Origin of the sequence: Jiangella alkaliphila (genome assembly GCF_900105925.1) — a bacterium.
GTDB classification, from domain to species: Bacteria; Actinomycetota; Actinomycetes; order Jiangellales; family Jiangellaceae; genus Jiangella; species Jiangella alkaliphila.
Map to the genome: position 1 here is coordinate 5,955,025 of NZ_LT629791.1, position 26,200 is coordinate 5,981,224.

The following is a 26,200-nucleotide window of genomic DNA, read 5'->3' on the forward strand; positions in this document are numbered from 1 at the left end:
GGCCGGCGCAGCTTGGGAAGGCTGGTCGCCGCCGGAACCGGGCATTCCGGACGCCGGGACGGTGACCAGCCGTGCCAAGGCGATGGTCAGCCGAGCCGGGCCAGCTGGTCGTCGGTCACCTCGTGCTGCAGCGGCGCGCCGGCGAGGAACCGGCCGATCTCGGCGGCGACGAGGCGGCCGCCGCGCACTCGCGCCTCCACCGTGCCGCCGGCCTCGTGCGGGGTGAGCAGGACGTTCGGCAGCGACCGCAGCGGGTGGTCCACCGGCAGCGGCTCCTCGTCGTACACGTCGATCGCTGCGTCGATGCGGCCGGCCCGCAGCTCGGCCAGCAGCGCGTCACCGTCGATCAGCGCCGACCGGGCGGTGTTGACCAGCAGCGCGTCGTCGGGCAGCAGCGCCAGCTCGCGGGCGCCGATCATCCGCCGCGTCTCCGGCAGCACCGGCGCGTGCAGCGCCAGCACCCGCGAGCCACGCAGGACGGTGTCCAGGTCGGCCACGCCGACGCCCAGGGCGGCGGCCTCGGCGTCGGACAGATACGGGTCCGCGACGGTGACGACGCCGCCGAGCGCCCGCACCAGCTCGACGTAGGCGCGCCCGGTCCGCGACGCCCCGACGACGCCGACGGGGCTGCCGGCCAGCTCGTGCCGGGGCGGCGCCGCGGCCTTCGCGTCGGCCCACGAGACCCCGGTGCGCAGCGCGTGGTCGAACCGGTGCACGCGGTGCAGCAGCGCCAGCGTCAACGCGAGCGCCTGCTCGCCGACGGCGCGGGCCATCGGCGCGCCGGCCTGGGTGACGCGGACGCCGCGGGCGAACGCGTCGAGCCCGACGTACGGCTTCACCGACGCGCCGGTGTGGGCGATCAGCCGCAGCCGCGGCGCCGCGTCCAGCACCGGCCCGGTGACGGACGCGCACGGCCAGCTGGTCACCAGCACGTCGGCCGGCCCGGCGAGCGCCGCGAGCACCTCGGCCGAGCCCAGCGCAACCTCGTCCGCCGAGGACACCACCCGCAGCTCGCCCAGCCCGCCCAGCGCGACGTCCACCCCGTCCGGGAAGAACAGCGCCCGCAGGTCTTCCGGCACCGCGACCGCGACGACCGGGCTCACCCCTTGACTCCGGTCATCGTGACGCCCTCGGTGAAGTACCGCTGCCCGACGAGGTAGGCCATGAAGATCGGCACGAACGCCACCACCGACCCGGCCAGCACGACGTTGAGCGGCGCGTTCTCGGCGTTCAGCGACGCCAGGCCGGTCGTCAGCGTGCGCATGTCGGTGCTCTGCCCGACGATCAGCGGCCAGAGGAAGTCGTTCCAGTGCCACAGGAACACGAACACGCCCAGCGTCGCCAGGATCGGCTTGATCAGCGGCAGCACCATGGACACGTACATGCGCCACTCAGAGCAGCCGTCCAGCATGGCCGCCTCGAACAGCTCGTCGGGCAGCGACTTGATGAACTGCCGCATGAGGAAGACGGCCTGCGCGTTGGCCAGCGTCGGCAGGATCAGCCCCCAGTACGTGTTCACGCCGCCGGCCTCGGAGATGACGATGAAGCTCGGGATCAGTGTGACGTGGTACGGGACCATGATCATCGCGATGAACGACCAGAACATCACCTCCTTGCCCGGGAACCGCTTGCGCGCGAACGCGTACCCGGCCAGCGAGGCGAGGAACAGCACCGCCACGACCGACACCACCGCGTAGACGGCGGTGTTCAGCGTCCAGCGCAGCACCGACTCCGCGCTCAGCACCCGCTCGTACGCCTCGGTCGAGACCGGCCACGGCAGCAGGCTGTCCGGCATGGTGATGGCGCCGGACGGCTTCAGCGACAGCACGACCATCGCGTAGAACGGGAACAGCGTCACGACGGCGGCCAGGAACAGCAGCACCGCCCGCACCGCCTTGCCCGCGCGGCTGGGCTGCAGCGCCCGGTACGCCTTGCGCCGCACGGGGGCGACGGGTTCGGCCTCCACCGCCGCCGGGGTGCTCAGCGCGGTCATCGGTCCCTCCCCAGGGTCAGCCGCTGGATCACCGCGACGATCAGCGTCATCACGAACAGCGCCAGCCCGATCGCGCTCGCGTACCCGAAGTCGAAGTACCGGAACGCCTGGTCGTAGAGCTGGAAGACGAGCATGTAGCTGGACTGCGCCGGCCCGCCGCCGGTCATCACGTAGACCGTGTCGAACACCTGGAACGACACCGTCGTCTCGATGACCGCGAGGAAGAACAGCGCGGGCCGCAGCTCCGGCAGGACGATGTAGCGGAACCGGTGCCAGGCGCCGGCGCCGTCGGTGAGCGCCGCCTCCTCCAGCTCGCGCGGGATGTCCTGCAGCCGTGCCAGCAGGATCAGCATCCCGAACCCGAACCGCGTCCACACCGCGACGATCACCAGCGCCGGCACCACCAGCGCGGTGTCGGACAGCCACGACTGATCCGGCAGGCCGACGGCGCCCAGCAGCGACGACCACGGCCCGTCCTCGGAGAAGATCCAGGTGAACACGATGCCGGCCAGCACCAGGCTGGTCACGACCGGCAGGAAGAAGATCGACCGGAACAGCCGGACCCCGCGGAAGGACCGCCGCACCAGCAGCGCCATGCCCAGCGCGGCCAGGATCGACAGCGGCACCGCCAGCACCGAGTAGACCAGCGTCGTGCGCAGCGCCCGCCAGAACAGCGGGTCGTCGACCATCCGCTGCAGGTTGTCCAGGCCGGTCCAGCTGGTCTCCGCGCCGATCGTGTAGTCGGTGAACGCGAGCACGCCGCCCGCGATCGCCGGCCCGAACCGGAACGCGAGGAACAGCAGCAGGACCGGCAGGACGAACAGCAGCCCGACGCGGGCCTCCCGCCGGCGCATCGCGCGCCGGGAGGAGGCCGCACGGGAGGCGACCGCGGTTCCGCTCACCGTCATCCGAGGAGCGCGTTCGCCGCGTCGGCGGCGTCGTCGAGCGCCTGCTGCGGCTCCTTGTCACCGACGAGGACGGCCTGGATCTCCGGCGCCAGCACACCCATGACCTCGCGGGCGTGCTCGTTCAGCGGGCCGACGGTGGTGAGGCCGGCGAACTGCTCCAGCTCGCCCAGGATCGGGTCGCCCTCGTACAGCGCGCCGACGGACTCCTTGGTGGAGAAGAACCGGCCGGCGGTGTCGTACTCGGAGGCCTGCTCGGCGGACGTCACGAAGTCGATCCAGGCGCCGGCGGCGTCCTTGTCCTCCGACGTGCGCAGCATCGACAGCGAGCCGACGGTGCCGTACTGGATCTGCTCGGCGTCCTTCAGCGGCGGCCGGACGATGACGTTCTCGGCGCCCCAGAAGTCGACGAGGTACTGCGGCTCCATGTGCCAGACGCAGGCGACCTTGTTCTGCGCGATGCGGGTCTGCTCCAGCGGCGGCTCGGTGGTGAGCTGGGCGGAGTCGACGTACCCGTCCTCGACCAGCTGCTGGACGAACTCCAGCGCGCGCACGCCCTCGTCGCTGTTGAACGCGACCTCGGTGCCGTCGTCGTTGAAGACGTCGCCGCCGGCCTGCCAGAGCAGCGGGTAGAACGACAGGTTCAGCGAGTTGGCGACGTCGCCGCCATAGGCCGTCATGTCGAAGCCTGCCGCCTGGAACGTCGGCGCCATGTCGAGCAGGTCGTCCCACGTCTCCGGGTACTCCGTCTGCCCGACGGCGTCGAAGACCTGCTTGTTGCAGACCAGCGCGAGGACGCTCTGCAGGATCGGCGCGCCCATCATCTGGCCGTCGATGCTGACGGAGTCGACGACGTTGGGCCGGTAGTCGGCCTTCTCGTCCTCGCTCAGGTAGTCGTCGATCGGCTCGATGTTGCGCGCGTAGGCCGGCAGCTGGTCCGGGATCAGGTAGACGACGTCAGGGGCGCTGTTGCCGGCGATGGCGGTGGTCAGCGCCTGGTCGCGGTCGGCCCAGGGGAAGATCTCGACCGTCACGTCGACGTCCGGGAACTCCGCGTTGAACGCCGCGATGGTGTCGTCCCAGAACGCCCGGTGGGTGGGCTCGTCGGCGATCGCCGGGTAGGTCCACATGGTGACCTCACCCGAGACGGAGCCGCTGTCACCGCCCTCGCCACCCGCGGTGTCGGTGTCGTCGTCGCCACCGCAGGCGGTGGCCAGCAGCCCGAGGCTCAAGGCCAGCACGGCTGCGGTCGGAGCGTTGCGTGTACGCATCTCTCCGTCTCCTTCTCTCTGTCGCTGTCTTCGTGGGTGTGGGGTCAGAGCACGGCGCCGTCGGCGGTCAGCCGGTCGCGCAGCACCGCCGCGTCCAGCTCGCCGACGGCGCCGTCCGGGGCGAGTGCGGCCGCGGTGCCGGCCGCCTGTCCGAGCGCCATGCACTGGGCCATCGAGCGCACCGAGGCGTGCGCGTCGTGCGTGGCGGACAGGCAGCGGCCGGCGACGGCCAGGTTGTCCAGTTCTCCAGGTAGCAGGCAGCGGTAGGGCACGCCGTAGCTGCGTCCGGACCGGTGCCCGCCGACGTACTCCCAGATGGTCGACTCGCCGTCGTCGTGGTCCTCGACGGGAGCGCCGCAGCGGGCGACGGCGTCCGGGAACTCGCGCGCCGCCAGCACGTCGTCACGCGTGAGCACGTACCGCCCGATCAGCCGGCGGGTCTCGCGCACGCCGATGCGCACCGAGGTCGACAGCAGGTAGGCGTCCTCGTACCCCGGCACCTCCTCGGTGAGGAAGCGGACGTACTCGGCCACCTGGGCCCGTCCCTCGGCCTCCGCCGCCGAGAGCTGCCACGGGTCGGTCGGATCTACGCCGCCGACCCGGGTCAGGTTCGTGTGCACGACGCCGGGCAGCACGGTGCGGTGCACCGAGCCTTCGCGCCGCGGCAGCCGGTAGCGGCCGGACTCGGCTGCCTTCGCCAGCCGCTCGTGCAGGTCCTTCGTGCTGATGACGCCGGTGTCGACGCCGCCGAGCCGGAACGTCGCGGTGAGCGGCTGGGTCTTCTGGTCTCGTGCCGGACGTTCGAGCGCGGCGCTCGCGCGCCAGGCGACCTCGGCGTCGCCGCTGGCGTCGACGACGGTGTTCGCCCGGACGGTGTGGGTGCCGGCCTTGGTCACCACCGTGAGTTCGGTGATCCGTCTCGCGGTGGTCGTGACGTCGACCAGCATCGTGTGCAGCAGCGTGGCGACGCCGGCGTCGTGCGTCAGACGGTCCCAGACGCGCTTGAGCGCCTCGGGTTCGTAGGTGACGCCGGTGCCGGCGCCGTAGCTGTTCGGCCGCTCGAACGCCTGGCCGCCGGCGAGCAGCGCGGCCGCGACCTCCCAGCCGACGCCGCCGACGACCCTGCTGTCCGCGGTGCCGTCGCCGCCCGGCGCGTAGAAGCCGTAGAACGTGTCGAGCACCGCCGCGCCGGTGCCGCCGAGGAAGCCGGCCGCCTCGATCAGCAGCGTCCGCGCACCCGCCCGGGCCGCCGCGACCGCCGCGGCGCAACCGGCCGACCCGCCGCCGACCACGACGACGTCGCCGTCCCAGAGCAGCGGGGCGCTCATCGCAGGCTCCAGCCGCCGTCGGCGGGCAGCACAGCGCCGGTGACCTGGCTCGACGCGGGCGAGAGCAGCCACTCGACGGCAGCGGCGACGGCGTCCGGGTCGGACGCGCGCCCGCCGCCGAGCGGCATCAGCTCGGGCAGCCGGCCATTGATGGCCGGGTCGGTCAGCGCGCGGGCCGCCATCGGGGTGTCGACCAGGCCGGGCGCCACGACGTTGACGCGGACGCCGTCGGGCGCGCCCTCGTAGGCGGCCGCCCGGACCAGCGTCTCGACGGCGCTCTTGCTGGTGAGGTAGGCGGCGGTGAGGAAGTCGCGGTCCAACGTCCGGGCCAGCGCCGACCCGACCACGACGACCGAGCCGCCGCCGTCGTTGCCGCGCAGCACCGGCAGCGCGGCCCGCAGCAGCCAGAACACCGAGTCGAGGTTGACCCGGTGCACCTCGCGCCAGGCCTCGTCCGTGCACGTGCTGACCGGGCCGTCGCCGAGCCGCCGGCCGGACCGTCCGACCGCATGCACGACGCCGTCGAGGCCCTGGAGCGTGTCGACGGCCTGCGCGACCGCCTTCTCGGCGCCGCCGGGTTGGGTGATGTCGACGCTGTCGCGGTCGACGGCGTGCACCTGGTGGCCGGCCGCGACCAGGGCGGCGGCACTGGCCGACCCGATGCCGCCGGACCCGCCGCAGACCAGGACCCTCATGGCGTGCCCCGCAGCACCTCGGCGGCGCGGCGGCCGTGGTCGAGATAGGCCGCCTCGAACCGGGCGGCGGACTCCTCCGGGCCGACCAGCGCCTTGCTGGTGAGCACCGGCGGCATGGTGCCGGCAGCCGTCAGCAGCTCCGCGACCCGCACCTTGATCTCGTTGACGATCGCGACGGCAGCCAGCGTGCTGCCCGGCCCGACCGGGACGTCGAGCCCGTCGACGGCGCACAGGGCGTCGCCGGGCGGCGTGCACAGGTCGATGACGACGTCGGCGTGGTCGGCCAGCCGGGTGCCGGAGCTGTGCCGGACCGGCGCCGAGCGCGACTCCGCCAGCGCAGTCACCGCGACGACCTTGAGGCCGGCCTTGCGGGCCTGCTGAGCGATCTCGATCGGGACCGCGTTGAGGCCGCTGGCGCTGAAGACGATCAGCGCGTCGGTCTCGCGCAGGGTGAAGTTCGCCAGGATCTGCTCGGCCAGCCCCTCGACCCGCTCGATGAACATCGCCTGCCGCTGCCCGTTCGCGCCCACCACCTGGGTGTGGAACGTCATGGACAGCTCGACGATCGGGTGGAAGCCGGGATACGAGCCGTAGCGCGGGAAGAGCTCCTCGACCGGGATGCGCGAGTGGCCGGTGCCGAACGTGTGCACCACCCCGCCGCCGCCGATCGAGTCCGCGCAGAACCGGCTGGCCGTCTCGATGGCCTCACCCTGGGTCCGCGCGATCGTGTCGAGCACCTCATGCGCTCGCCTGATCCAGCTCACGTCCACCTCCGTCCGTCGTGGTCGAATCGCGTACGTCCAACGCGGCCAGGGCGGCGCCGACGGCTCCGGCGTCGGGTCCGAGCCCGGCCGCGACGACGTCGACCACGCCGATGAAGTCGCGTCGCTCAGCAAGTGCGATCTCGATGTACGGGCGCAGCCGCGGCAGCCCGGCCGCGACCCCGCCGCCGACGACCAGCAGGCCGGCCGGCAGGACGGCGCACAGGCTGGCGACCGTCTCGCCGATGGCCCGGCCCGCGGTCGCGACCGCCATCCGGGCGTCGAGGTCGCCGGGCGCGAGGAAGGCGTCCTCGGCGGTGGCCCGCCCGGCGGCGCGGGCGATCGCCGTCGCGCTGGCGAAGGTCTCGAGGCAGCCGCGGTGGCCGCAGCCACAGGCCGGGCCGCGCCGGTCGTAGACCAGGTGCCCGATCTCGCCCAGCCGGTCGTCCGGGCCGGTCAGCAGCCGGCCGCCGCTCACGACGCCGCCGCCGACCCCGGTGCCCAGCGTCAGGAACAGCACGTCGTCGTGGCCGCGGGCCGCGCCCAGCCGCCACTCCGCCTGGCAGAACGCGCGCGCGTCGTTGAGGACGGTGACCGGCCGGCCGGTCGCCGCGCGCAGCGTGCCGGCCAGCGGGAAGCCGGGCCAGCCGCCGGGCACGTTCGGCAGGAACCGGACGACGCCGGTCCGCCGGTCGACATGGCCGGGGACACCGACGCCGATCGCGCCGATGCGCGCGTCGCCGCCGGCGACGTCATCGGCCAGGTACTCGGCACGGACGACCAGTGCGGCGAGGTCGGCGGCGACGGCGTGCGGGTCGGCCGCGGTCGGGACGGCGCCCCGGACCAGCACCGTGGTGGTCAGCGCGTCGAGCACGACCCATTTGACCGTGGTGCCGCCGACGTCGATGCCCAGGACCCGCTCGTGCACGCGACATCCTCTCCGGGAATCAACCTGACTGGCTGTCTAGATAGGCAGAGTATCTATACTGCTAGTGAGTTCGTCAACCACGCAGCGACATCAACCACAGCGACGGGGACCGGATGAAGACGACAACACCGCCCGCGTACGTGATCATCGAGCGCGAGCTGCGGAAGACGATCGCGAAGGCCCAGCCGGGCGACCCGCTGCCCTCCGACGCCGAACTGTGCCGGCGCTTCGGCGTCAGCCGCATGACCGCCCGCCAGGCGGTGCAGCGGCTGGCCGCCGACGGCCTGCTGTACCGGGTGTCCGGCCGCGGCACGTTCGTCGCGCAGACGCCCGTGCACCGGCGCATCAACACGCTGCTCTCGTTCACCGAGGAGATGCGCCGCCGCGGCCTGAAGGCCGGCTCGCGCATGCTCGAGTCCGGCGTCCGCGCCGGCACCGACCACGAGGTCGTCGCACTGCAGCTGCCGGTCGGCGGGCTGGTGGTGGCCATCCAGCGGCTCCGGCTGGCCGACGGCGTCCCCATGGCGGTCGAGAACGTCCGGCTGCCGGCCGTCTGCGCCGGCGTGCTGGAGGCCGACCTGGAGGAGACGTCGCTGTTCGTGGCGCTGGAGGCGATCGGGCGGACGCCGACGCGCGCGCACGGCACGCTGACGGCCGCCGCCGCCGACGTCCAAGAGGCCCAGTGGCTGAACGTGCCGACCGGCGCGCCGCTGCTGATCGAGCAGCGCACCATCCACGACCAGGCCGACGCTCCGGTCGAGTTCACCGAGTCCCGCTACGTCGGCGGCCGCTACCTGTTCGACCTGGAGCTGCTCCGCCAGCCCGGCTGACGCAGCGGCGACCGTTCCATGATCATCGGCGATCCACCCCGCTCTGGAGCCTGTTGCGCTTTCGGCTGTCGCCGCGCTGGGCCGGGAGATCTTCCTGTGCGCGTCTCGCACTGTCGGCCAGGTGCCGCCCTTGGCAAGGCTGGTCGTCGTGATTGCGCCCGATATGCCCGGCCTCGTTCGACGACCAGCCTAGCCAAGGCGGTCGGGCGTCGGGGCGGGAACGGCGGCCGCCGAAGATTCTTCGGCAACGCCCGCGCCGCACGCCATTCCGCAACAGGCTCTCTGACGTGGGCGATAGCCGATGATCATGGAGTACTGGTCCGTCGTCACTCCGGGACGGCGTACCTCACTCGCGTGGGGACCGGATGGTGGGCAGATCGGCGCCGGATGTGGTCCTACGGCGGGTGAGGTGTATCGGTGACGGGTGAGGTCACACCGTCGTACTGGTGAAACCGGCGGATCCGTGCACAACGGTGGGCCGGGACGACGGCCGCGAACCCCGAGGCGTGCCCAGTTCTTCCCCGTCCCCCTGATAGCTGCCAGTTCTTACGACGTTGTGCGCAATAGGGATCGGGGCGTCCTCGGCTGAGGTGTCGGCTGTTTCGGCTACCGGGCGGCGGCGCGGTCGGAGACCAGCGATGCGACGGCGGCGATCGTCTCGGGTAGGTCGTCGCGGCGGCCGATCCAGCGTTGCAGGGGGCGCCAGTGCTTGAGTTCGCCGATGCCGTGCTCGACACAGATCCGGGTCGATGACTGGGCGTGGCGGGCTGCTCGCCAGGCGGCGAGGTCGTTCTCGGTGGCGTCGCCGCCAGGCTTCTTCGGTGGGATGCGCACCTGGCCAGGGTGGGCCTTGGCCAGGCCTTTGTAGCCATCGTCGAGTTCGGCTTCGACCCCCGGGTACAGGTCGAGCAGCTCGTCGATGCCGTCGGTTTTGACCGCGGTCTGGTCATGCATCCGGCCCGGCCGATACCCGCCGGCGAACAAGGTCCGCCCATGGGCGTCGGTGATCTGGCGTGAACTTGATCGTGTTCTGCCGCTTCTTCCCGGACACGAACGCCCGCCGCCCGGGCCGGTTCGCTCTCGGGCGGCGGACCTGGATCTCCGAGCCGTCGATTCGCAGCGTGACCCCGTGATGGGCGGCGTAGGCGAACACGTCGGCCAGGGTGCGCAGCCGGACCCCGGCCGGGGCGGCGTACCCGCGACCGGCCAGCAGCGGACGGACCTGACGCACCGCCCGGGTGATCGTGGACCGGTCGACCCCATACAGCCGGGCCAGCGCGGCATGCGGCAGCTGCAGCCGCAGCACGACCAGCGTGACGATCACCCGGTCGACGAAGACCAGCTCGTGCTTGCGCCCAGCCCCTTCGGCGCGGCCACGGCGTTGTCGGCCACGGCGCTGGGCCAGCTCAGACTCCCGCCGGCCCGCCCATGGCCCGGCCAGCTCGGCCACGAGGCGACCCAGGTGGTGACGGGAGATCCCGATGAAGGCAGAATGAACCAAGGCCGCACGAGCCCATGATCGACTAGACACCGCTTCATGATCTTGTGCGGCCGCCCATCAGCTCCGCAGCGACGCGCCGTGACCAGCAATCACCTGCCGTCACCTCTATTGCGCACCAAGTCGTTAGACCGCGGGCCCGCGGGTCAAGCGGTCATCGACGGCGCGAAGCGCCCATCAGTCCGCTTGAGGCGCGGGTGCGCGGCCAAGACAATGGGCAGCAGGGGGACGGCGAACGGTACACCCCCCGGCTGACCGGACTAGGAGGCGGGCGCAGCCCAGGTCAGGGCGCGCTGGGGGTTGGCGCGCAGGATCGCGTCGGCGGCGTCCAGCCCGAGCCGCGACCGCAGCCGCGGCACGAACGTCTCCCCCAGCACCGCCATGCCCGGCCCGCCGCCGTACGCGCGCAGCTGCGACCGCCGCCCGACGTCGGTGCCGAGCAGCAGGCGGTCGCCGTGCCCGTCGGCGACCATGCGGGCGATGAGGTCGAGCAGGTCGGAGTCGGGCCGGTACTTGATCCGCCCGACGGTGTCGTACAGCAGGTACGCGCCTCGGGCGGCCAGTTCGCCGTGCAGGCCCGGGTCCGGGTTGCGGTCCAGGTGCGCCAGCAGCACACGGCCGGCCGGCACGCCGTCCTCCGCCAGTAGGTCGAGCAGCTCCGGCCCCATGGTGCCGATCTCGCAGTGGACGGCGACCGGCGCACCCGTCCGCCGCGCCGCCGCGGCCCCAGCGGCAAGCCGGGTCCGTTCGGCCGGCGACGCCCGCTGGTAGGAGGCGCCGAGCTTGACGATCCCGGCTCGGTGCGATGACGGCGCAGGCAGCGGCCCCTGCCAGTCGCGCTCGTCGATGCCGCTGGTCAGATCGGCCAGGAGCACCTCCTCCAGCACCGACGCCGGCTCGCGGTAGACCCAGTGCCCCGACGGATAGTGCGCGTCGCGGTGGTAGCCGGTCGCGGCGACGACGTGCACCCCCGTCCGCCGGCTCACCGCGGCCAGCCCGGTCGCCGAGCGGCCCAGCCCGACCGGCGTCAGGTCGACGATCGTGTCGACCCCGGCCGCCCGCACCGACTCCACCTCGGCGGTCATCGCCTCGACGTCGCCGAAGTCGTCGCCAGGCAGCGCGGGCGAGCGCAGGAACAGGTGCTCGTGGGCGTCGACAGCGCCCAGCCCGGCCGGATCGGCCGGGCCGAGCACCGTCATGACGTGACCGTTCACGGCACCAGCTTGTGCAACACGGCGCCCTTGGACAGGTACAACGCGCCGTCGCCGCCCAGCACCACCGCCGACACCCCGGACGTCACCGTCGTCACCGTTCCGGTCACGACGTCGGCGCGCAGCAGCTGCCCGCCGACCACCGCGTAGACCGTGCCGTCCGGCAGCACCGCGAGCCGCTGACCCTCGGACCACACGTGGTCGACGTTCGCCCAGTCCTCGGCCGGCACCGGGATCTCCCGCAGCACCTGCCGCGTGGCGACGTCCAGCTCGAACAACCGGCCCTGCGTCAACCCCCAGAGCGTGCCGGACGGCGACACCGCCAGCTCCGTCACCGCGGGCAGGCCGGGGAACGGCGTCACCTCCCACAGCTTCGTCCGCGTCACGGGGTCGTAGGCGAACACCCGCCCGTCGTCGTCCGGCGGGACGATGCCGAGGCCGGCCCACTTCGACGTGCTCGCGTAGACGACGTCGCCGATCGCGACCGCGGACACGACGCTGCCGGTCCCGGCCACACCACGGTCGACGTGCACAGACCCCGTCGCCGGGTCGTAGACGCTGATCGCGCCGGTCAGCTGGCCGTAGTTCGGCACCGTCCCGATGACGACCCGGCCGGCCGCCGACGCCAGCGCCATCGGCCGGTCCTGGCCCTGCGCCGACAGGTTCGCGACCGGGCCGGGGTTGCTGCCCCACACGAACGACTCGGACGGGTCGTAGCGCAGTACCGTCCCCGCCGGGTAGGTGCCGAGGTAGAGATCGGAGCCGACGGCGAGCATCTCGTCGGTCTGCCCGACGGTGCCGCGCGGCACCTGCTCCATGCCACCCGTCGCCGGGTCGTACCAGGACAGCCCGCCGGAGCCGAGCCCGCCGGCCCAGACGCGCCCGTCCGGCCCGACCCCCAGCGACCGGATGTGCACCGGCTCGCCGACGATCTCGAGCTGGTCGACGCGCGACTCGCCGGTGCGCGGGTTGTGCACCCAGAGCCGGCCGATGTAGTCCGTCATCACCAGCGACTCGCCCGGGTAGCCGTCCTCCTCCATGTCGATCCAGGCGAACCCGCGCGAGGTGAACATCGACGGGAACGCACCGGTCTCGCGGATCCGCCCGGTGAGCGTGCTCAACGCGCGCAGCCGCCCGTTCGTCCCGACGAAGTAGACCTCCTTGCGCATCGGCGAGATCGCCGAGACGTCCAGCCCGCCGGCCGGGCCGAGCGGCGTCAGCCACGCCTGTTCGCGCAGGTCGTAGCGGAGCATCGTCCGCGACGCGGTCAGGTGCACGTACGCGACGTCGTCGCGGACGCTGACCTGGTTGACCTCGTGCTCGGCGTCGTACGGCGCCGGCAGCGGGATCGGCGTGACAACGCCGGACGCGATGTCGACTCGGACGAACCGGGCCCGCTGCGTGCCGAGCCCGGCGTAGACGTCGTCGCCCCAGACGACGACGCTGCGCAGGTACTGCGAGTCCGGCGCGAGGTTGCCGTAGTCGCGGAACGTCCCGGCGTCCGGGTCGTAGGCGAACAGCTGCCCGGTCGGGTAGCCGCCGAAGAACACCGTCCCGTCCGGGTGGATGCCCAGCCCGTAGAGGTACGTGACGGAGGTGGACGGCCGTCCCAGGTCGGTCAGCGTGTCCGTCGCGTAGTCGTAGGAGTACAGGCGGCCCTGCTGGAACGTCGCGATGTACACGGTGCCGTCCGGCGCGACGGCGAGGTCGCGCGAGCCGATCGCGCCGGGCAGCCGCACCGACCGGATCGACCGGCGCTCGCGGACGTCGATGACGTGCAGGCTGGTGGTCCCGGAGCCGAGCAGCACCGTGTAGATCACCGGCGTGCCGTCGGGCAGGGCACCGTAGGCGACCTTGTCGATGGCGACGTTCGTGATGGGGGTGCCGACCTCGGTGAGCGTGAGGTCGGCCGCCGGGGCGGGTGCCGCCGCGCCGCCGGCCACGAGGGCCACGGCGGCGGCGAGCGTCAGGACCCGGCGAACGAGTCGTGGCATGAGCGGGGTTCTCCTAGGGACTGGGATGCGGGCTCAGGTGAAGACGAAGTGCCGGCCCTCGAGCGACTCCGAGACGCCGACCTGGGCGATCACGTCGTTCGTCGCGACCGCCGTGGCGGTGGTCTTGACGATGATCTGTGCGTTGCTGGGCTGTGCCGTGGTGCCGGCGGCGATCCCGGCGACGGTGGGTGCGCCCGACCCGGCGGTGTCGCACTCGATCAGCCGGACCGTGTACCGCTGGCTCGGCACGGTGGGCGTCGGCGCGATCGCGATCAGCACGACCTCGACCTGCCAGGCGCCGTCGATGCCCGGCGTCAGCGACTTCGTCATGACGGGTTCGGATCCGATCCACACCTTCAGCGTCTTCGCGTTCGCGTTGCTCTTCGTCGTGCCGGTGAACGTCGTGCGCACGGCGGCGCCGGGCGTGTTCAGGTTGAACGGCGGGATCGCGTGGGTGTGCAGGTTGTCCTCGCCACCGGTGACGTTGCCGACGTCGGTCGTGGTGAGCAGCGGCCGCAGGTGGTGGCCCTGGTTCTGGTAGAGCGCGACCCCGGTGGCCCCGGTCCGCACCGGGATGGTGCCCGCGGGCGCCCGGTTGTTGCGGGCGAACCCGGTCGCGCTCGCGTTCAGCAGGTCGATGAAGACCGTCGAATGCGTGGTGTTCTCCGGGACCAGCACGTTGCCGGGGTCGATCCGCATCACGCGCAGCAGCGTGTTGTCGTAGATCTCCAGGTTGCTGAAGTTGTCGATCCGGCCACAGCGGCCCAGCACCGACAACGCATCCGGCGTGCGGGTGTGGACCTTGTTGCCGGACAGCTCGAGGAAGTCCCGGGCCTGCGAGCTGCCGCCCTGGAACCACAGCTCCACCGGGTCCTCGATGGTGTTGCCGACGACGCGGTTGCGCTGGCCCTGCACGACGATCGCGCGGGAGAAGCCCTTGACGACGCAGTCGCGGATCTCGCTCTCGTTCTCCGTCGGCGCGGCGAAGAACCCCATCGTCTGGATGTCCTGCGGGACCGTCGGCGCCTCGGGGTTGTTGCGGATCGCGTGCTTGCGCCCGCCGACGATCGTCGTGTTGTCGACGATCACCTTGCCCAGCGGGCCGATCGTGTGCGAGACGCCGACGACGTACCCCGTCGCGTCGATGAAGCTGCCGGACAGCCGGACGGTGCCGCCGAGCGAGCCGGCGAAGTCGATGCAGTTGAGGTTCTGCTCCCCCACGTCGGTGTTCGCCGACACGGCGACGAAGTCCGGGCCGCGGTAGCAGTGGATGTCACGCAGGCTCCAGTTGCCGCCCTGGAACTTCATGCACCGGCGGGTCTGCCCGTTGTAGAGGAAGCGGCAGTTCTCGAACGAGCCGTGCATGGTCGGCGTCGCGCGCTGGTCCAGCATGTGCACGAAGTCGTTGTCCTCGCCCTCGCCGCCCGACGTGGTGAGGTTGCGCACCGTCACCCGCTCGCACTCGTAGACGAACAGGTGGTTCACCTTGCCGGCCTGGTTGGCGTAGACGCCGTCCTTGCGGCCGACGAAGTCGCGGCCCACGTAGCCGTCGACGACCACCTCCTGCACGTTCTTGACGGTGATGCCGAACGTGCCCAGCGACGTCGAGTTGCCGGTGAGGTCGAGGAAGCCCAGGTTCGTCATGCGGGTGTCGTACATGCGCAGCTCGCCGCCGTCGGAGCGCCAGCAGCCCTCGGGGATGTTCTGCCCGTCGACCACCAGCCCGTGCAGCCGGGTGTCGCAGTTCGTGGCCTGGAACCACTTCCCGGCCGGGCCGACGGCGTGCAGGCTCGCGGCCGGGACGAGCAGCGTCCCCGGCATGAACCGCACGTCGATCGTCTCGCCGGTGATCGCCACCTGGCCGACGGTGTACGTCCCCGGCGGCACGACGATCTGCCGCCCCTCCGCGGACGCGACGTCGGCCATGAACGCGGCCGCGTTGGCCGCGCCGGTGGCGGCCGGGTCCATGGTGGTCTCGACCTCGCCGACGGCGAAGACGCTCCTCGGGCCTGGCCTGGCGGCCGCGGCCGGTGGTGCGCTCGCGACGACTCCGGCCGCTGCGCCGGCCGTGGCGGCGGTGACCAACGCTCGGCGGGTGAAGGTGCTCATCGTGCCTCCCGGTTGTCTAGCGGTATAGACAGATAGACACTTGTGGCGGCACAGTAGCCGCACGCCGGGAGACGGGTCAATGGTGGATTCCGAGGACGATCACGGCGGTTCCGGGCGCGCGACAGCGGCGACGCCGGGTAGTGCAGGCGTCGCCGCTGCCGGTCGTTCGGACGGGGTTAGTCCGTGATGCGGATCAAGGCCCGCTGGTAGTTCTCGCGGGTCCCGCCCGGCTGGTAGTTGTTCTGGATGTTGCCGGCCGCGTCGACGGCGAACCACTTGACCGTCGTCGTCTCACTGATCGTGATCGGCTCCTGACCCTGACGCGGTCCGGTGAACTCGATCCGCGGCGAGTCGAACGTCGGCCTGCTGCCGTCGAGCGTGTAGTAGACGTCGGACGGCTCGCTGAGCTCGAACGTGACGTCCACCGGTGCGTCGTAGCTGCCCCGGCCCGGCTCGAGTGTCGATCTGGGCAGGACGTTGTCCAGGCTGTACATCTGCGCGACCTCGAGGATGCCGAGCCAGCCGTGCGCAAACTCCATGGCCTCCTCGTGGCCCTCCTCGTAGGGCGGCGTGAACCCGACGTCGGTCCACTCCTCCCCGTTCCAGGTCGGAGAGCCCGCCTCGAAGCTCCAGGCGAAGATGCCGTTGTTGTAGAAGTGGTCGTCGGCGGAGTTGCCGGCCGCCGAGTAGAGGACGTCGCTGATCGGTCCCACCCGGCTCGGCCACACGCTGGTCCCGCGGTGTTCCTTGATCCGGTTGAGGATGACGTCGGACGCCTCGTAGAAGTAGCTCTCGACGCCGTAGCTGGGCCGCTCCAGCCCATCCCGGGTGGGCAGCCGGTAGGCGCCCGGGGACCACATGAAGTAGCCGCCGTGCGTGTGGGTGTTCATGGCGAACCGGATGTTCGGGTTGTTCTCCACCAGCCAGATCTCGTTGCGCGACTCCGGCTCGGACAACGGCGACGGCCCGCTGAAGGTGTCGCTGGTGCACGACGCGGAGGCGCCGGTGAAGCCCTGCTCCCGGTTGCCGGTGCGGAAGTTCCGGTTCAGGTCGACGCCCCAGCCGTTCCTCGCCCGCAGGTCCGACGCGCCGGCCTGCGTGCAGTGGTTCGTCATGTTGCGGCGCTGCAGGGTGAAGTCGTGGATCGAGTAGTGCGTGCCGTCCGGGTTCACCGTCGGGATGATGAAGATGTCGAGGTTCCTGACCAGCTGCCGGATGAACGGGTTCGACCGGTAGTTCCGCAGCAGCCGCTCGGCGGTCTCGATGGCGACCAGCGGCGTCACCCACTCCCGGGCGTGTTCCTGCGAGTACAGCAGCACGCCGGTCTGCGAGCCGTCGCGGTCGGTGCCGATCCGGATGGCCTTGACGGTGAACGGGTCGCGCGACACGGTGTCCGGCGCCGACAGGTTGTCGGTCAGCTGCCGTGGCAGCGCAGGCGCGACCACGCCGTTGCCCGCGTTGCCCCGCCAGGTGTACGCCTTCACCAGCGCGTTCGCCCCGGGGTGGGCGTTCAGGGCGGCGACGACCTGCGCGGCCGTGCTGCTGATCGCGCCGGTCGCGTCGGTGGCGAGCTGGGCGCGGACCGCGTCGCCGGCGACGCTGACGGTCAGCGGCTGGCTGGCGGCCCGGGGGTCGGCGAGCTCGACGGTGACGTCGTTGCCGCCCTCGTGGCCCCAGACCTGTGAGTCGATGCCGACACGGTGCTCGTTGGGTGCGCCGTGCACCCGGCCGGTCGCGGGCAGACCGGGCTTGACGACCTCGCCGTCCTCCATCGAGATCATCACCGACGGGATGGTGGTCGCCGGCGCCGTGCCCGTCATCGTGACCGGGTCGCCGGGGACGTTGTTGACGACGACGACCGCGACGGCGCCCGCGGCCTGGGCGTTGAGGACCTTGACGGCGTAGTTGCAGGTGCCGCGGTCGACCACGGCGACGTCGCCGGCCGGGAAGCCGACCAGCGCCTCACAGCCGTCGAGCGGATCGCCGGTGCCGTCGGCGACGCGCGTCAGGTCGCCCGAGATCCCCTGAGCGGCCGGGTGCCGCCCGAAGGACGCGGCGACCGCCTCGTACTCGCCGGCACCGGTGGACGGTGCGTCGACGACGATCTTCTCGGCGAACAGGGCCTGCGCCGGCCGCCGGTAGCCGTTGGTCTGGTAGGGCAGCTCGACGATCTCGGCGAGCTCGGGGAACTCCGCGGCCAGCGACTCGATCCGCTCCGTGGCCTCGGTCGCGTCGACGTAGTGGTCGACGAACCCGGTCGCCAGGTTCCCCCACTCCCTGGGAGCGCCGCGCCCGCTCGGGTACTCGCCGTCGAGGAACTCGGTGAACGGCCGCTCGACCTGGCCGACCACCTCGCCATTGAGGATGCTGCGCACGCGCATCCGCGACGGCACCGGGTCGGCCGGCACCGGATCGCCGGTGCGGTGGTACATGTAGTGGCCGCCGTCGACGAACCGCGAGAGGTTGAACGTCCCCCCGGCGCCGATCGGGGTGCCCGGTCCCGCGTCGAGGCTCACCTCCAGCAGCACGTTCGCCGAGCTCGAACCGGCCTCCGAGAAGACCTCGATCTGGATGAACGTCTCGCCGAGGTTCTCGAACCAGGCGGCTCGCTGCACGTTCAGGTCGTCGCCGACGTCCAGCGCCGCCTCCTCGGCGACCTCGATCTCGGCGACGGTGTCCTCGCGCTCCTCCTGCAGCGCGGTGAACTCCTCGTCGGTGAGCACCGGCTCGCCGACGGCGAACCCCGCGTCGGCCAGCCACTGCTGCTCCGACGGCGTGATGATGGCCTCGACCCGCAGGCCGTCGCCGGTGTCGTCGACCTTCTCGGCCAGATCGACGCCGGTGGCCACCAGCTGGTCGAGCGCCGTCCGGTCGGCGACCGTGATGGGGACGAGCTCCGGCAGCTCGTAGCCGTCGAACTGCAACGACTCGGCGTTCAGCTCCGGCTCGGGTGCCGTCGCCGTGACCTGCATCGCGAGCGGCACCACGAGGAGCGCCGCCGGAACGGCCACGACACAGGCCAAGCCCACGCCGCGGCGGGAGAGAGAGGGGCGAGCCACGATCCACCTCCGGGTCTCGAGGCCCGGCCCGGAGCGCTCACCCTGCCGTTCGCCTCTGAGTCAGAAAAGGGGGGAATGTAATGTGACACTTCGGCCCAAACGGAACGATCGGACTGTAATACCCGCCGGTCGACTTGTCCAGGGTGCGGCCGCAGGCCGGTCGGTCCGGGTAGTACCGAGTTATACTCGGGGCGTGAAGACCGCGATCTCGCTGCCCGACGCCACCTTCGAGCGCGCCACCCGCCGAGCCGCCGAGCTGGGCATGAGCCGCTCGGAGTTCTTCGCGCGCGCCGCCGAGCAGTACCTGCGCCAGCTCGACGACGCGTCGCTCACCGCCCAGATCGACGCGGCCCTCGACCGCGGCGGCGACGACGACTCCGCCGGCGCCGCGGTGGCGGCCGGCCGGCGCACGCTCACCGCCGCCGAGTCCGACTGGTGATCGCCCGGGGCGACCTCTACTGGGTCGACCTCGGCGCACCGCGCGGCAGCCGCCCGGCCAAGCGGCGCCCGGTGCTGATCGTCCAGGCCGACCCCTACAACGCCAGCCGCCTGGCCACCACGCTCGCCGCCGTCGTCACCTCGAACACCGCCCGCGCCGAGCTGCCCGGCAACGTCTTCCTCCCGGCCGCCGCCACCGGGCTGCCCCGCGACTCCGTCGTCAACGTCACCGCCCTGGTCACGGTCGACAAGCGGGACCTGCGCGAGCGTGCCGGCCGCGTCCCGCCCCACCTCATGCCCGCCATCGACGACGGCCTGCGCCGCATCCTCGGCGTGTGAGCCTCCTAGACGAGTGAGTCCGATTGATCTGCGGGCTCGTCGACCGGTTCCGTGGGCCGGGGAAAGGCGGGCACGTCTCGCGGTGTCACCTTCGCCGGTCGTCGATGGCCGCAGCTGACTTCCATTGCCAGAACCGTGCTCCGCGCCCCGGAACGCGAGCCTCGCTATCGAAGACGGCCGCGCCTATTGACGTCGGCGCCCACGCCTGCTGGTCTGGCGTCACGTCCTGGTATCCCGTCACGTTCTCCGGCCAGAGTCAGGCGTTTCGCGTGACACAGGACCACGACGTCACGCCAGACCAGGACCCCGGCCAACGCGCCTCCTGGCTCTGAGGCGCGTCCTGGGTGTCGGGCGCGCGAAACATCCGAATCGGGCCCGGAAACGCACCTCAGACCCAGGACGCGCCCGGCGCTTCGGACTCACCCATCTAGTCCGGCGCGATCAACCGTAGCCGGGGGAAGTAGGTGCGGAAGCGCGCCGTATCGCGGGTGAGCAGGTGGTACGAACGCACAGCGGCGTGCGCGCCGACGTAGAAGTCCGGGAGCGGCGAACGCTTCTGGCCGCCACGGCGGCGGTACGCCAGGAACGCCTTGCCGGCGAGGAATCCCGCCTCGTACGGCAGCTGTTCACGCTCGTAGTCACCGGGCGACAGGACCCGGTCGAGCTCCTCGACGGTGTCGTAGCCGATCGACACCTCGGCGTAGACGATCGGGTTGACGACGACCCGGCCGCCGTCGAGAGCTCGCCCGAGCGCACCCTCGGACCACTCCGCCCACTGCGGATCGGCGGTGGCGACGTCGAGGAGGACGCAGGAGTCGACGAGCGTCACCGGCTGCGGTGTTGCGGACTCGACCAGGCGCAGGGACGCCTCATTCATCACGCAGGAGCGCCATGATCTCGTCGGTGCTCATGTCGGTGGTCGCCGTGCCGCGCAGACGCCGGGCAGCCCGCTCTCCCCTGGTGGGAGCGCCATGCCGGCGGACGATCTGCAGCGTCCCGCCAGCGTCGACGACATCGACCTCGTCCCCTTCGCGCAAGCCGAACTGCCGGCGCAGCTCAGCGGGGACGGTGACCTGACCCTTGCTGTTGAGCCGCACTGTCGCCTCCCTTGTGACACGTATTACGTGTACAACGTATCACGAGCGCGTTGATCTTGGAGTTGTTCGGCCATCTATCGGACATTCCGGACGGCAATTGCCGAACAACTCCAAGATCAACTTCGGGGTGGGGGGCGGAGGGCGCGGTCGAACAGGCGGGCCAGGCGGCCGGCGTCGATGGGGTCGTCGGAGAGCAGCGCCAGCAGGCCGGCGCCGTCGAGGATGCTGACGAACGCGTCGACGGCGACCGGGTCGTCGGTGTAGCGGCGGGCCAGCTCGGCCGTCCACCGCGACCAGGTCAGCGCCGCCTCGCGTAGAGCCGGTCGGCGCGCGGCGTGCAGCAGCAGCTCGTACGAGCCCAGCCACTCCGCGCGGCCCTCGTTGAAGCACGCGGCCAGGTAGCCGGCCAGCTCGGCCGGGGTGGCGGCGGCGGGCAGCGAGTCGGCCAGCTCGCGCGCGTACTGCTCGGTGCCCTCGGCCAGCGCGGCCACCAGCAGCTCGTCGATGGTGGCGAAGTGGTAGGTAGCCAGCGACTTCGCCAGGCCGGCCTCGGCCGCGACGGAGCGGTGGGTCACGCCGGCCGGGCCGTCGCGGCCGACCACGCGGACGGTCGCCTCGAGCAGCCGCCGCCGGGTCTGCTGTCCGCGCGTACGGCGGCCGTCCGCCGTCGCACGCGCGGTCTCAGTGGGCACCGCCCAACTCTAGGGCCAGCACGCCGCCGATGATCAGCGCGATGCCACCCACCTGCACGGTCGTCAGCGGCTCACTCAGGAACGCCGCGCCGATCAGCGCCACCAGCGCGACCCCGGCGGCCGCCCACACGCCGTAGGCGACGCCGATGCGCATGCCCCGCTCGAGAGCGAGCGACAGCATCGCGAACGCGCCGAGATAACCCACCACCAGCACGATGCTCGGCACCAGCTTGGTGAACCCCTCGGAGGCCCGCAGCGCGAGCGTCGCGGTCACCTCCGCCGCGATGGCCAACGCCAGAAACACCCAGGTCATGCTCCACGTCCTCACTGCGAACCAACTATCTGGACTTTTGTCCAGATAGAAGCGTAGCGCACTACACTGACGGGCATGGCGCACCGGACGCCCGCCGCCGTCGCCGTCGCCGCGGCCATGCTGATCGCCGCCTGCTCCGGCGGGGGGCACGAGGCGCACGACCGGCTGCCGCCCACGTCGCCCGCGGCAGCGCCGTCGGGAACGCCGTCCGGCTCCGCGGACCGGTCCGAGCCGGTGCTCGCGCACGGCGTCATCACCAGCCCGGACGGCACCCCGGTGGCCGACGCGGTCGTGCAGCTGACCACCGAGCCGACCGACGCCCAGCTGGCCACCATCGACCCGTTCGAGTACCCGCTCACTCCGGTCGCCGAGACCAGGACCGGCCCGGACGGCCGGTACGAGCTGCGCATCCCGGCCGACAAGCGCGCGGAGCTGCCGGTCGACGCGTCCGGGCAGGTCCAGTACGTCGTGATCGTCGACTCCCCCGACGGCGGCGCCATGGAGTTCTGGACCGGGCCGGGCGCGCCGACCCATCCGCACAGCCTCGACCTCGAGCTGATCCCGGGCGCCTAGGGGTGTGTCTCCCTGTCGGGAACGGCGCTGCCCGTTCGACGTCAAGGCGAGAGAATGCCGTCGGAAGGGAGCCAGCCATGCGGTTCGTGTCGTTCGTCCGGTCCGAGGAGCCCAACCCCGCGGGTCAGCCGCCGCCGGAGCTGTTCGACGCGGTTGCCGAGCTCGCGCATGAGATGAGCGTGTCGGGCGTGCTGGTCGAGATGGGCGGGCTGCTGCCCAGCTCCGCGGGCGCCCTCGTGTCGCTGGTCGACGGCCGCATCAGCGCCGTCGACGGGCCGTTCACCGAGGCCAAGGAGCTGATCGGCGGGTTCGCCATCCTGGACGTGCGGTCCCGCGAGGAGGCGGTCGAGCTGGCCCGGCGGCTGCTGCGGGTGCATCAGCGGCACTGGCCGGCCTGGCAGGGCACCTGCGAGCTGCGCCAGCTCGAGGACGACGACCACCCGCACCCGGGCCTCCCGCGGCCGTAGCCCGCGCCTCGCGGGGCGAGTGTGGTCTCATCGTCGGGTGAGCGAGGAGACCACGCGCGCCGCGGTCGAGGCCGTCTGGCGGCTGGAGTCGACGCGGCTGGTGGCCGGGCTGGTGCGCATCGTGCGCGACGTCGGCCTGGCCGAGGACCTCGCGCAGGACGCGCTCGTCGCCGCGCTCGACTCGTGGCCCCGGTCGGGCATCCCGGACCGGCCGGCCGCCTGGCTGATGACGATCGCCAAGCGGCGCGCCGTCGACCAGTTCCGCCGGCACGAGCGCCGCGACGTCCTCTACGCGGCCATCGCCCGCGACCGCGGCGCGGACGTCGTCGAGCCCGACCTCGCCGCGGCGGTCGACCACGTCGAGGACGACGTGCTGCGGCTGATGTTCGTCTGCTGCCACCCGTCGCTGACGCCGGAGGCGCAGACGACGCTGACGCTCAAGCTGGTCGGCGGGCTGAGCAGCCGCGAGATCGCCCGCGCCTACCTGACGTCGGAGGCGACGATCACCCAGCGGGTCGTCCGGGCCAAGCGGACGCTCACCGAGGCGCGGGCGGCGCTGGACGAACCGGCCGGCGCCGACCGCGCGGCCCGGCTGGCCACCGTCCTGGGCGTCGTGTACCTGCTGTTCAACGAGGGGTACTCGGCCACCGAGGGCAGCGACTGGACCCGGCCCGACCTCTGCGCCGAAGCGGTCCGGCTGGGCCGCATCCTGGCGTCGCTGGTGCCGGACGACCCCGAGGTGCACGGGCTGTCCGCGCTGATGGAGCTGCAGTCGTCGCGGCTGCGCGCCCGGGTGGGTCCGGACGGCGAGCCGGTGCTGCTGCTCGACCAGGACCGCGGCCGCTGGGACCACGCCCGCATCCGCCGCGGCCTGGCCGACCTGGCGCGGGCCGAGGCGCTGACGCCACAGCCCGGGCCGTACACGCTGCAGGCCGCGATCGCCGCCTGTCACGCCCGCGCGGCCCGCGCCGAGGACACCGACTGGCCGGCCATCGCCGCGCTGTACGAGCGGCTCGGCCGGGTGAACGGCACGCCGGTCGTCGAGCTCAACCGCGCCGTCGCGCTGGGCATGGCCTACGGGCCGCAGGCGGGGCTGGCGCTGCTGGACCAGATCGCCGACGCCCCGGCCATGCGCGGCTACCACCTGCTGCCCAGCGTCCGCGGCGACCTGCTGGAACGCATCGGCCGTCCGGACGAGGCGCGCGCGGAGTTCGAGCGCGCGGCCGGCCTGACCCGCAACGACCGCGAGCGGCGCCTGCTGCTCGACCGCGCCCGGCGGCTCGCCCCCTGAACCCCACCCAGCCCCTCCCGCCCATGATCATCGGCGATCGACCACACCCCGGAGCCTGTTGCTGAATGAGGCTCCGTCCAGGCGAGGTGGGGGGAACAACGCGAAAACGGGCTGAAAATAGGCCCAAGTGGAGGGCCCTTGATCAAATGGCGAAAGCCCACCTCGCTGACCAGCGCCTTTGCAGCGGCCAAGTTGCCCCGTGGATGAACATCGTTCTCATCTTTCAAAAAGCAACAGGCTCCCCGACGTGGTGGATCGCCGATGATCATGGGGCGGGGCATGATCAGGAGGGGCTGACGGCGTCCAGCTCGGCGCGGGTGGGCGGGTTGGCGCCGGCCCGCGAGACGGTGACGGCGGCGGCCAGCGTCGCCCGCCGCACGACGCGCTCGACCACGTCGGCGGGGACAGCGCGCAGGCGAGCCCGGGCGGCGCCGCCGAGCAGGTCCTCGTGCCACAGCCCGTCGAGCAGGCCGGCCGTGAACGAGTCGCCGGCACCGACGGTGTCGGCGACGGTGACCGGCGCGGCCGGCACGTGCACCTCTCCCCCGGCCGTGACCGCGACCGCGCCGTCGCCGCCCAGTGTGACGACGACCAGCGCTGGGCCGAGCCGCAACCAGTCGCGCGCGACGTCGAGCGGGTCGCGGCCGGGCGCGAGGAACGCGGTGTCCTGGTCGCTGGCCTTGACGACGTCGCTGCCGGCCACCAGGTGCTCCACCCGTTCGCGCAACGAGCCGGCCGGGCCCATCAGCGCCGGCCGGATGTTCGGGTCGTAGCTGACGGTGCTCGCCGGCCGCACGTCGTCGACCAGCCGCTCGACCGCCGCCGCGCCGGGCGCGACCGTCGTCGCCAGCGAGCCGGTGTGCAGCACCACCGGAGCGTCGGTCAGCACCACCGGCCCGAGGTCCCAGGTCAGGTCGAACCGGTAGTCCGCCGACCCGTCCGCGCCGAGGCGGGCGACCGCCGACGACGTCCGGGCAGCGGCGCCCTGGGTCCGGACCTCGACGCCGGCGGAGGCCAGGTGCGCGCGGATCGCGTCGCCGTCGGCGTCAGCGCCCAGCTCGGTGACCAGCGCGGTCCGCCGGCCGAGCCGCCCGAGCCCGTACGCGACGTTCGCCGGGCTGCCGCCCGGGTGCCGGGCCTCGGTGCCGTCGCGCTCGACGATGACGTCGGTGAGCGCCTCGCCCACGACGACGGCGAGACCGGGCGGCCCCGCGCCGTCGCCCGCCCCCGTCATCGGCCCTCCGGCGAGATCTCGCCCGAGCCGCGCGGCACGGTCGTCGTCGGCAGGACGATGCGCCGCGGCCGGCCGCGTTCGCCGTCGAGCCGCTGGAACAGCAGCTCCGCGGCGGCCCGGCCCATGGCGGCGGGGTCCTGCGCGATGACGCTGACCCCCGGCTTCAGCAGGTCGGCCAGCGGGAAGTCGTCGAAGCCGATGAGCGCGACGGTCCGCTCCAGCCCGAGCTCCTGCAACGCGGTGATGGCGCCGATGGTGACCAGGTTCTGGCCGGCGAACAGAGCAGTCGGAGCGCCATCAGCACGCAGCAGCGCGGTCGTCGCGCGCGCGGCGTCGTCGACGGTGTGCAGGTCGTGGACGACGTGCGCGGGGTCCAGCGCCAGCCCGCGCTCCAGCAGCGCCCGCTGGTAGCCGGCGAAGCGCTGCTGGGCGGTCGGGATGAGCGCGAGGTCGCCGAGGAAGGCGATGCGCCGGTGCCCGACGTCGGCGAGCTGGTGGACGGCCTGCCGCGCGCCCGCCTCGTTGTCGGACAGCACGCAGTCGGCGAGCAGCCCCTGCGGCTGGCGGTCGACGAACACCAGCGGCGTGCCGGCCTCCATCTCCGCCCGCAGATAGCCCTGGTCCTCGCCGACCGGCGCGATGATGAGGCCGTCGACCCGGCGCTCGGTGAACGCGTGCACCAGCGCCCGCTCGCGCTGCTGGTCCTCGTCGACGCTGCCGGCGAGGATGAGCACGCGCTGCTCGTTGGCGACGTCCTCGACGGCGCGCAGCAGCGCGCTGGAGAACGGGTTGGCGAGATCCTCGAGCACGGTACCGATGGCGGCGGTGCGCCGGCTGGACCGGCGCAGCGCGCTGGCCGACACGTTCGGCCGGTAGTCGAGCCGGCCGATGGCCACCCGCACGGCGTCGACCTTCTGTGCCGTGACGCCGGCCTCGCCGTTGACCACCCGGGACACCGTCTTCATGCTGACGCCGGCCATGGCGGCGACGTCGCGCAGCGTCGCCCGCGGCCGGTACGGCGTGATCGCCGGATCGGCGTGTTCGGTCATGTGCCCCCTCCGATCGAACAATACCGGACCATCACCCGTCCTCCACGCCGGCTTTGACAACATTGTCAGGGCACCACTTGCGGCGGCATCATCGCCCCGTAGCACCGCAGAAAGCAAGTATTGAC

24 protein-coding genes and 1 pseudogene are annotated in these 26,200 nt (G+C 72.4%); 6 read left to right on the forward strand and 19 right to left on the reverse strand.

Features of this window, described 5'->3' with window-relative positions; translation table 11 throughout:
• Positions 1-86: 86 nt before the first annotated feature.
• The 8 genes from BLV05_RS27405 to BLV05_RS27440 are packed head-to-tail and all read right to left on the reverse strand — an operon-like array spanning position 87 to position 7,881.
• A complete protein-coding gene (locus BLV05_RS27405; RefSeq protein WP_046771447.1) occupies positions 87-1,103 on the reverse strand; it encodes a hydroxyacid dehydrogenase in 1,017 nt (338 codons plus the stop codon).
• Positions 1,100-1,993 carry a carbohydrate ABC transporter permease gene (locus BLV05_RS27410; RefSeq protein WP_046771448.1) on the reverse strand — a complete coding sequence of 298 codons (894 nt, stop codon included), beginning with the start codon at positions 1,991-1,993 and terminating at the stop codon, positions 1,100-1,102. Before BLV05_RS27410 ends, BLV05_RS27405 begins: the two co-directional genes overlap by 4 nt.
• Positions 1,990-2,901, reverse strand: coding sequence for a carbohydrate ABC transporter permease (locus BLV05_RS27415; RefSeq protein ID WP_046771449.1), 912 nt, complete (start codon positions 2,899-2,901; stop codon positions 1,990-1,992). The genes BLV05_RS27410 and BLV05_RS27415 overlap by 4 nt, the downstream gene beginning before the upstream one ends.
• Positions 2,898-4,169 (reverse strand): ABC transporter substrate-binding protein, encoded by a 1,272-nt coding sequence (locus BLV05_RS27420; protein ID WP_046771450.1) that lies wholly within the window; start codon positions 4,167-4,169, stop codon positions 2,898-2,900. The genes BLV05_RS27415 and BLV05_RS27420 overlap by 4 nt, the downstream gene beginning before the upstream one ends.
• A 44-nt stretch (positions 4,170-4,213) precedes the next feature.
• Positions 4,214-5,497 carry an FAD-dependent oxidoreductase gene (locus BLV05_RS27425; RefSeq protein WP_046771451.1) on the reverse strand — a complete coding sequence of 428 codons (1,284 nt, stop codon included), beginning with the start codon at positions 5,495-5,497 and terminating at the stop codon, positions 4,214-4,216.
• On the reverse strand, positions 5,494-6,192 hold the full coding sequence (locus BLV05_RS27430) for an SDR family NAD(P)-dependent oxidoreductase (RefSeq protein ID WP_046771452.1): 699 nt from the start codon (positions 6,190-6,192) through the stop codon (positions 5,494-5,496). The genes BLV05_RS27425 and BLV05_RS27430 overlap by 4 nt, the downstream gene beginning before the upstream one ends.
• Positions 6,189-6,956: a sugar isomerase domain-containing protein gene (locus tag BLV05_RS27435; RefSeq protein WP_197683347.1), complete on the reverse strand. Its 768-nt coding sequence runs from the start codon at positions 6,954-6,956 to the stop codon at positions 6,189-6,191. Before BLV05_RS27435 ends, BLV05_RS27430 begins: the two co-directional genes overlap by 4 nt.
• Complete coding sequence (locus tag BLV05_RS27440; protein WP_046771454.1) at positions 6,931-7,881, reverse strand: ROK family protein; 951 nt, start codon at positions 7,879-7,881, stop codon at positions 6,931-6,933. Before BLV05_RS27440 ends, BLV05_RS27435 begins: the two co-directional genes overlap by 26 nt.
• A gap of 113 nt (positions 7,882-7,994) precedes the next feature.
• On the opposite strand from BLV05_RS27440, the gene BLV05_RS27445 reads away from it, so the two are divergent.
• The gene (locus tag BLV05_RS27445) at positions 7,995-8,711 is read left to right on the forward strand and encodes a GntR family transcriptional regulator (protein ID WP_046771455.1); all 717 of its coding nucleotides are present in this window, start codon (positions 7,995-7,997) and stop codon (positions 8,709-8,711) included.
• Positions 8,712-9,317: 606 nt separating this feature from the next.
• Here the strand turns inward: BLV05_RS27445 and BLV05_RS38795 are convergent.
• The 5 genes and pseudogenes from BLV05_RS38795 to BLV05_RS27470 form a co-directional block, all read right to left on the reverse strand.
• Positions 9,318-10,242 (reverse strand): annotated as a pseudogene (locus tag BLV05_RS38795) (transposase family protein).
• Positions 10,243-10,469: 227 nt separating this feature from the next.
• A complete protein-coding gene (locus BLV05_RS27455) occupies positions 10,470-11,423 on the reverse strand; it encodes a phosphotriesterase family protein (protein ID WP_197683350.1) in 954 nt (317 codons plus the stop codon).
• Positions 11,420-13,414, reverse strand: coding sequence for an NHL repeat-containing protein (locus BLV05_RS27460; RefSeq protein ID WP_046772816.1), 1,995 nt, complete (start codon positions 13,412-13,414; stop codon positions 11,420-11,422). Before BLV05_RS27460 ends, BLV05_RS27455 begins: the two co-directional genes overlap by 4 nt.
• Before the next feature lie 33 nt (positions 13,415-13,447).
• Complete coding sequence (locus tag BLV05_RS27465) at positions 13,448-15,523, reverse strand: hypothetical protein (protein ID WP_152691125.1); 2,076 nt, start codon at positions 15,521-15,523, stop codon at positions 13,448-13,450.
• 176 nt (positions 15,524-15,699) lie between these two features.
• A complete protein-coding gene (locus tag BLV05_RS27470) occupies positions 15,700-18,582 on the reverse strand; it encodes a M14 family metallopeptidase (RefSeq protein ID WP_152691126.1) in 2,883 nt (960 codons plus the stop codon).
• A 193-nt stretch (positions 18,583-18,775) separates the two neighbouring features.
• On the opposite strand from BLV05_RS27470, the gene BLV05_RS27475 reads away from it, so the two are divergent.
• Positions 18,776-19,021 carry a ribbon-helix-helix domain-containing protein gene (locus tag BLV05_RS27475; RefSeq protein WP_046772818.1) on the forward strand — a complete coding sequence of 82 codons (246 nt, stop codon included), beginning with the start codon at positions 18,776-18,778 and terminating at the stop codon, positions 19,019-19,021.
• Positions 19,015-19,359, forward strand: coding sequence for a type II toxin-antitoxin system PemK/MazF family toxin (locus BLV05_RS27480; RefSeq protein ID WP_046772819.1), 345 nt, complete (start codon positions 19,015-19,017; stop codon positions 19,357-19,359). Before BLV05_RS27475 ends, BLV05_RS27480 begins: the two co-directional genes overlap by 7 nt.
• Positions 19,360-19,786: 427 nt before the next feature.
• On the opposite strand, the gene BLV05_RS27485 is transcribed toward BLV05_RS27480, so the two are convergent.
• From BLV05_RS27485 to BLV05_RS27500, 4 genes are all read right to left on the reverse strand, one after another.
• Positions 19,787-20,236 carry a type II toxin-antitoxin system VapC family toxin gene (locus tag BLV05_RS27485; RefSeq protein ID WP_046772820.1) on the reverse strand — a complete coding sequence of 150 codons (450 nt, stop codon included), beginning with the start codon at positions 20,234-20,236 and terminating at the stop codon, positions 19,787-19,789.
• Positions 20,229-20,456 (reverse strand): AbrB/MazE/SpoVT family DNA-binding domain-containing protein, encoded by a 228-nt coding sequence (locus BLV05_RS27490; protein ID WP_046772821.1) that lies wholly within the window; start codon positions 20,454-20,456, stop codon positions 20,229-20,231. Before BLV05_RS27490 ends, BLV05_RS27485 begins: the two co-directional genes overlap by 8 nt.
• Before the next feature lie 116 nt (positions 20,457-20,572).
• Positions 20,573-21,148 (reverse strand): TetR/AcrR family transcriptional regulator, encoded by a 576-nt coding sequence (locus BLV05_RS27495; RefSeq protein WP_046772822.1) that lies wholly within the window; start codon positions 21,146-21,148, stop codon positions 20,573-20,575.
• Positions 21,138-21,461 carry a DMT family transporter gene (locus tag BLV05_RS27500; protein WP_046772823.1) on the reverse strand — a complete coding sequence of 108 codons (324 nt, stop codon included), beginning with the start codon at positions 21,459-21,461 and terminating at the stop codon, positions 21,138-21,140. Before BLV05_RS27500 ends, BLV05_RS27495 begins: the two co-directional genes overlap by 11 nt.
• 75 nt (positions 21,462-21,536) lie before the next feature.
• Here BLV05_RS27500 and BLV05_RS27505 point away from each other — a divergent pair, with 75 nt between their 5' ends.
• The 3 genes from BLV05_RS27505 to BLV05_RS27515 all read left to right on the forward strand — a co-directional run bounded on the left by BLV05_RS27505 (position 21,537) and on the right by BLV05_RS27515 (position 23,792).
• Entirely contained in the window at positions 21,537-22,034 is a 498-nt protein-coding gene (locus BLV05_RS27505; protein WP_046772824.1) for a peptidase associated/transthyretin-like domain-containing protein, read from the forward strand.
• A gap of 77 nt (positions 22,035-22,111) precedes the next feature.
• A complete protein-coding gene (locus BLV05_RS27510; RefSeq protein WP_046772825.1) occupies positions 22,112-22,501 on the forward strand; it encodes a YciI family protein in 390 nt (129 codons plus the stop codon).
• A gap of 37 nt (positions 22,502-22,538) precedes the next feature.
• Positions 22,539-23,792, forward strand: a complete 1,254-nt coding sequence (locus tag BLV05_RS27515; RefSeq protein ID WP_046772826.1) for an RNA polymerase sigma factor — start codon at positions 22,539-22,541, stop codon at positions 23,790-23,792.
• Between the two features lie 283 nt (positions 23,793-24,075).
• Here the strand turns inward: BLV05_RS27515 and BLV05_RS27520 are convergent, their stop codons facing one another.
• Positions 24,076-25,026 (reverse strand): carbohydrate kinase family protein, encoded by a 951-nt coding sequence (locus BLV05_RS27520; RefSeq protein WP_046772827.1) that lies wholly within the window; start codon positions 25,024-25,026, stop codon positions 24,076-24,078.
• The gene (locus BLV05_RS27525) at positions 25,023-26,075 is read right to left on the reverse strand and encodes a LacI family DNA-binding transcriptional regulator (protein ID WP_046772828.1); all 1,053 of its coding nucleotides are present in this window, start codon (positions 26,073-26,075) and stop codon (positions 25,023-25,025) included. The genes BLV05_RS27520 and BLV05_RS27525 overlap by 4 nt, the downstream gene beginning before the upstream one ends.
• Positions 26,076-26,200: the final 125 nt, after the last annotated feature.

Coding starts and splice junctions, on each gene's coding strand:
- BLV05_RS27485 (WP_046772820.1), bottom strand. CDS start 20,236: ATGAATGAGGCGTCCCTGCGCCTGGTCGAGTCCGCAACACCGCAGCCG.
- BLV05_RS27410 (WP_046771448.1), bottom strand. CDS start 1,993: ATGACCGCGCTGAGCACCCCGGCGGCGGTGGAGGCCGAACCCGTCGCC.
- BLV05_RS27525 (WP_046772828.1), bottom strand. CDS start 26,075: ATGACCGAACACGCCGATCCGGCGATCACGCCGTACCGGCCGCGGGCG.
- BLV05_RS27500 (WP_046772823.1), bottom strand. CDS start 21,461: ATGACCTGGGTGTTTCTGGCGTTGGCCATCGCGGCGGAGGTGACCGCG.
- BLV05_RS27430 (WP_046771452.1), bottom strand. CDS start 6,192: ATGAGGGTCCTGGTCTGCGGCGGGTCCGGCGGCATCGGGTCGGCCAGT.
- BLV05_RS27465 (WP_152691125.1), bottom strand. CDS start 15,523: ATGAGCACCTTCACCCGCCGAGCGTTGGTCACCGCCGCCACGGCCGGC.
- BLV05_RS27445 (WP_046771455.1), top strand. CDS start 7,995: ATGAAGACGACAACACCGCCCGCGTACGTGATCATCGAGCGCGAGCTG.
- BLV05_RS27420 (WP_046771450.1), bottom strand. CDS start 4,169: ATGCGTACACGCAACGCTCCGACCGCAGCCGTGCTGGCCTTGAGCCTC.
- BLV05_RS27505 (WP_046772824.1), top strand. CDS start 21,537: ATGGCGCACCGGACGCCCGCCGCCGTCGCCGTCGCCGCGGCCATGCTG.
- BLV05_RS27460 (WP_046772816.1), bottom strand. CDS start 13,414: ATGCCACGACTCGTTCGCCGGGTCCTGACGCTCGCCGCCGCCGTGGCC.
- BLV05_RS27425 (WP_046771451.1), bottom strand. CDS start 5,497: ATGAGCGCCCCGCTGCTCTGGGACGGCGACGTCGTCGTGGTCGGCGGC.
- BLV05_RS27510 (WP_046772825.1), top strand. CDS start 22,112: ATGCGGTTCGTGTCGTTCGTCCGGTCCGAGGAGCCCAACCCCGCGGGT.
- BLV05_RS27520 (WP_046772827.1), bottom strand. CDS start 25,026: ATGACGGGGGCGGGCGACGGCGCGGGGCCGCCCGGTCTCGCCGTCGTC.
- BLV05_RS27415 (WP_046771449.1), bottom strand. CDS start 2,901: ATGACGGTGAGCGGAACCGCGGTCGCCTCCCGTGCGGCCTCCTCCCGG.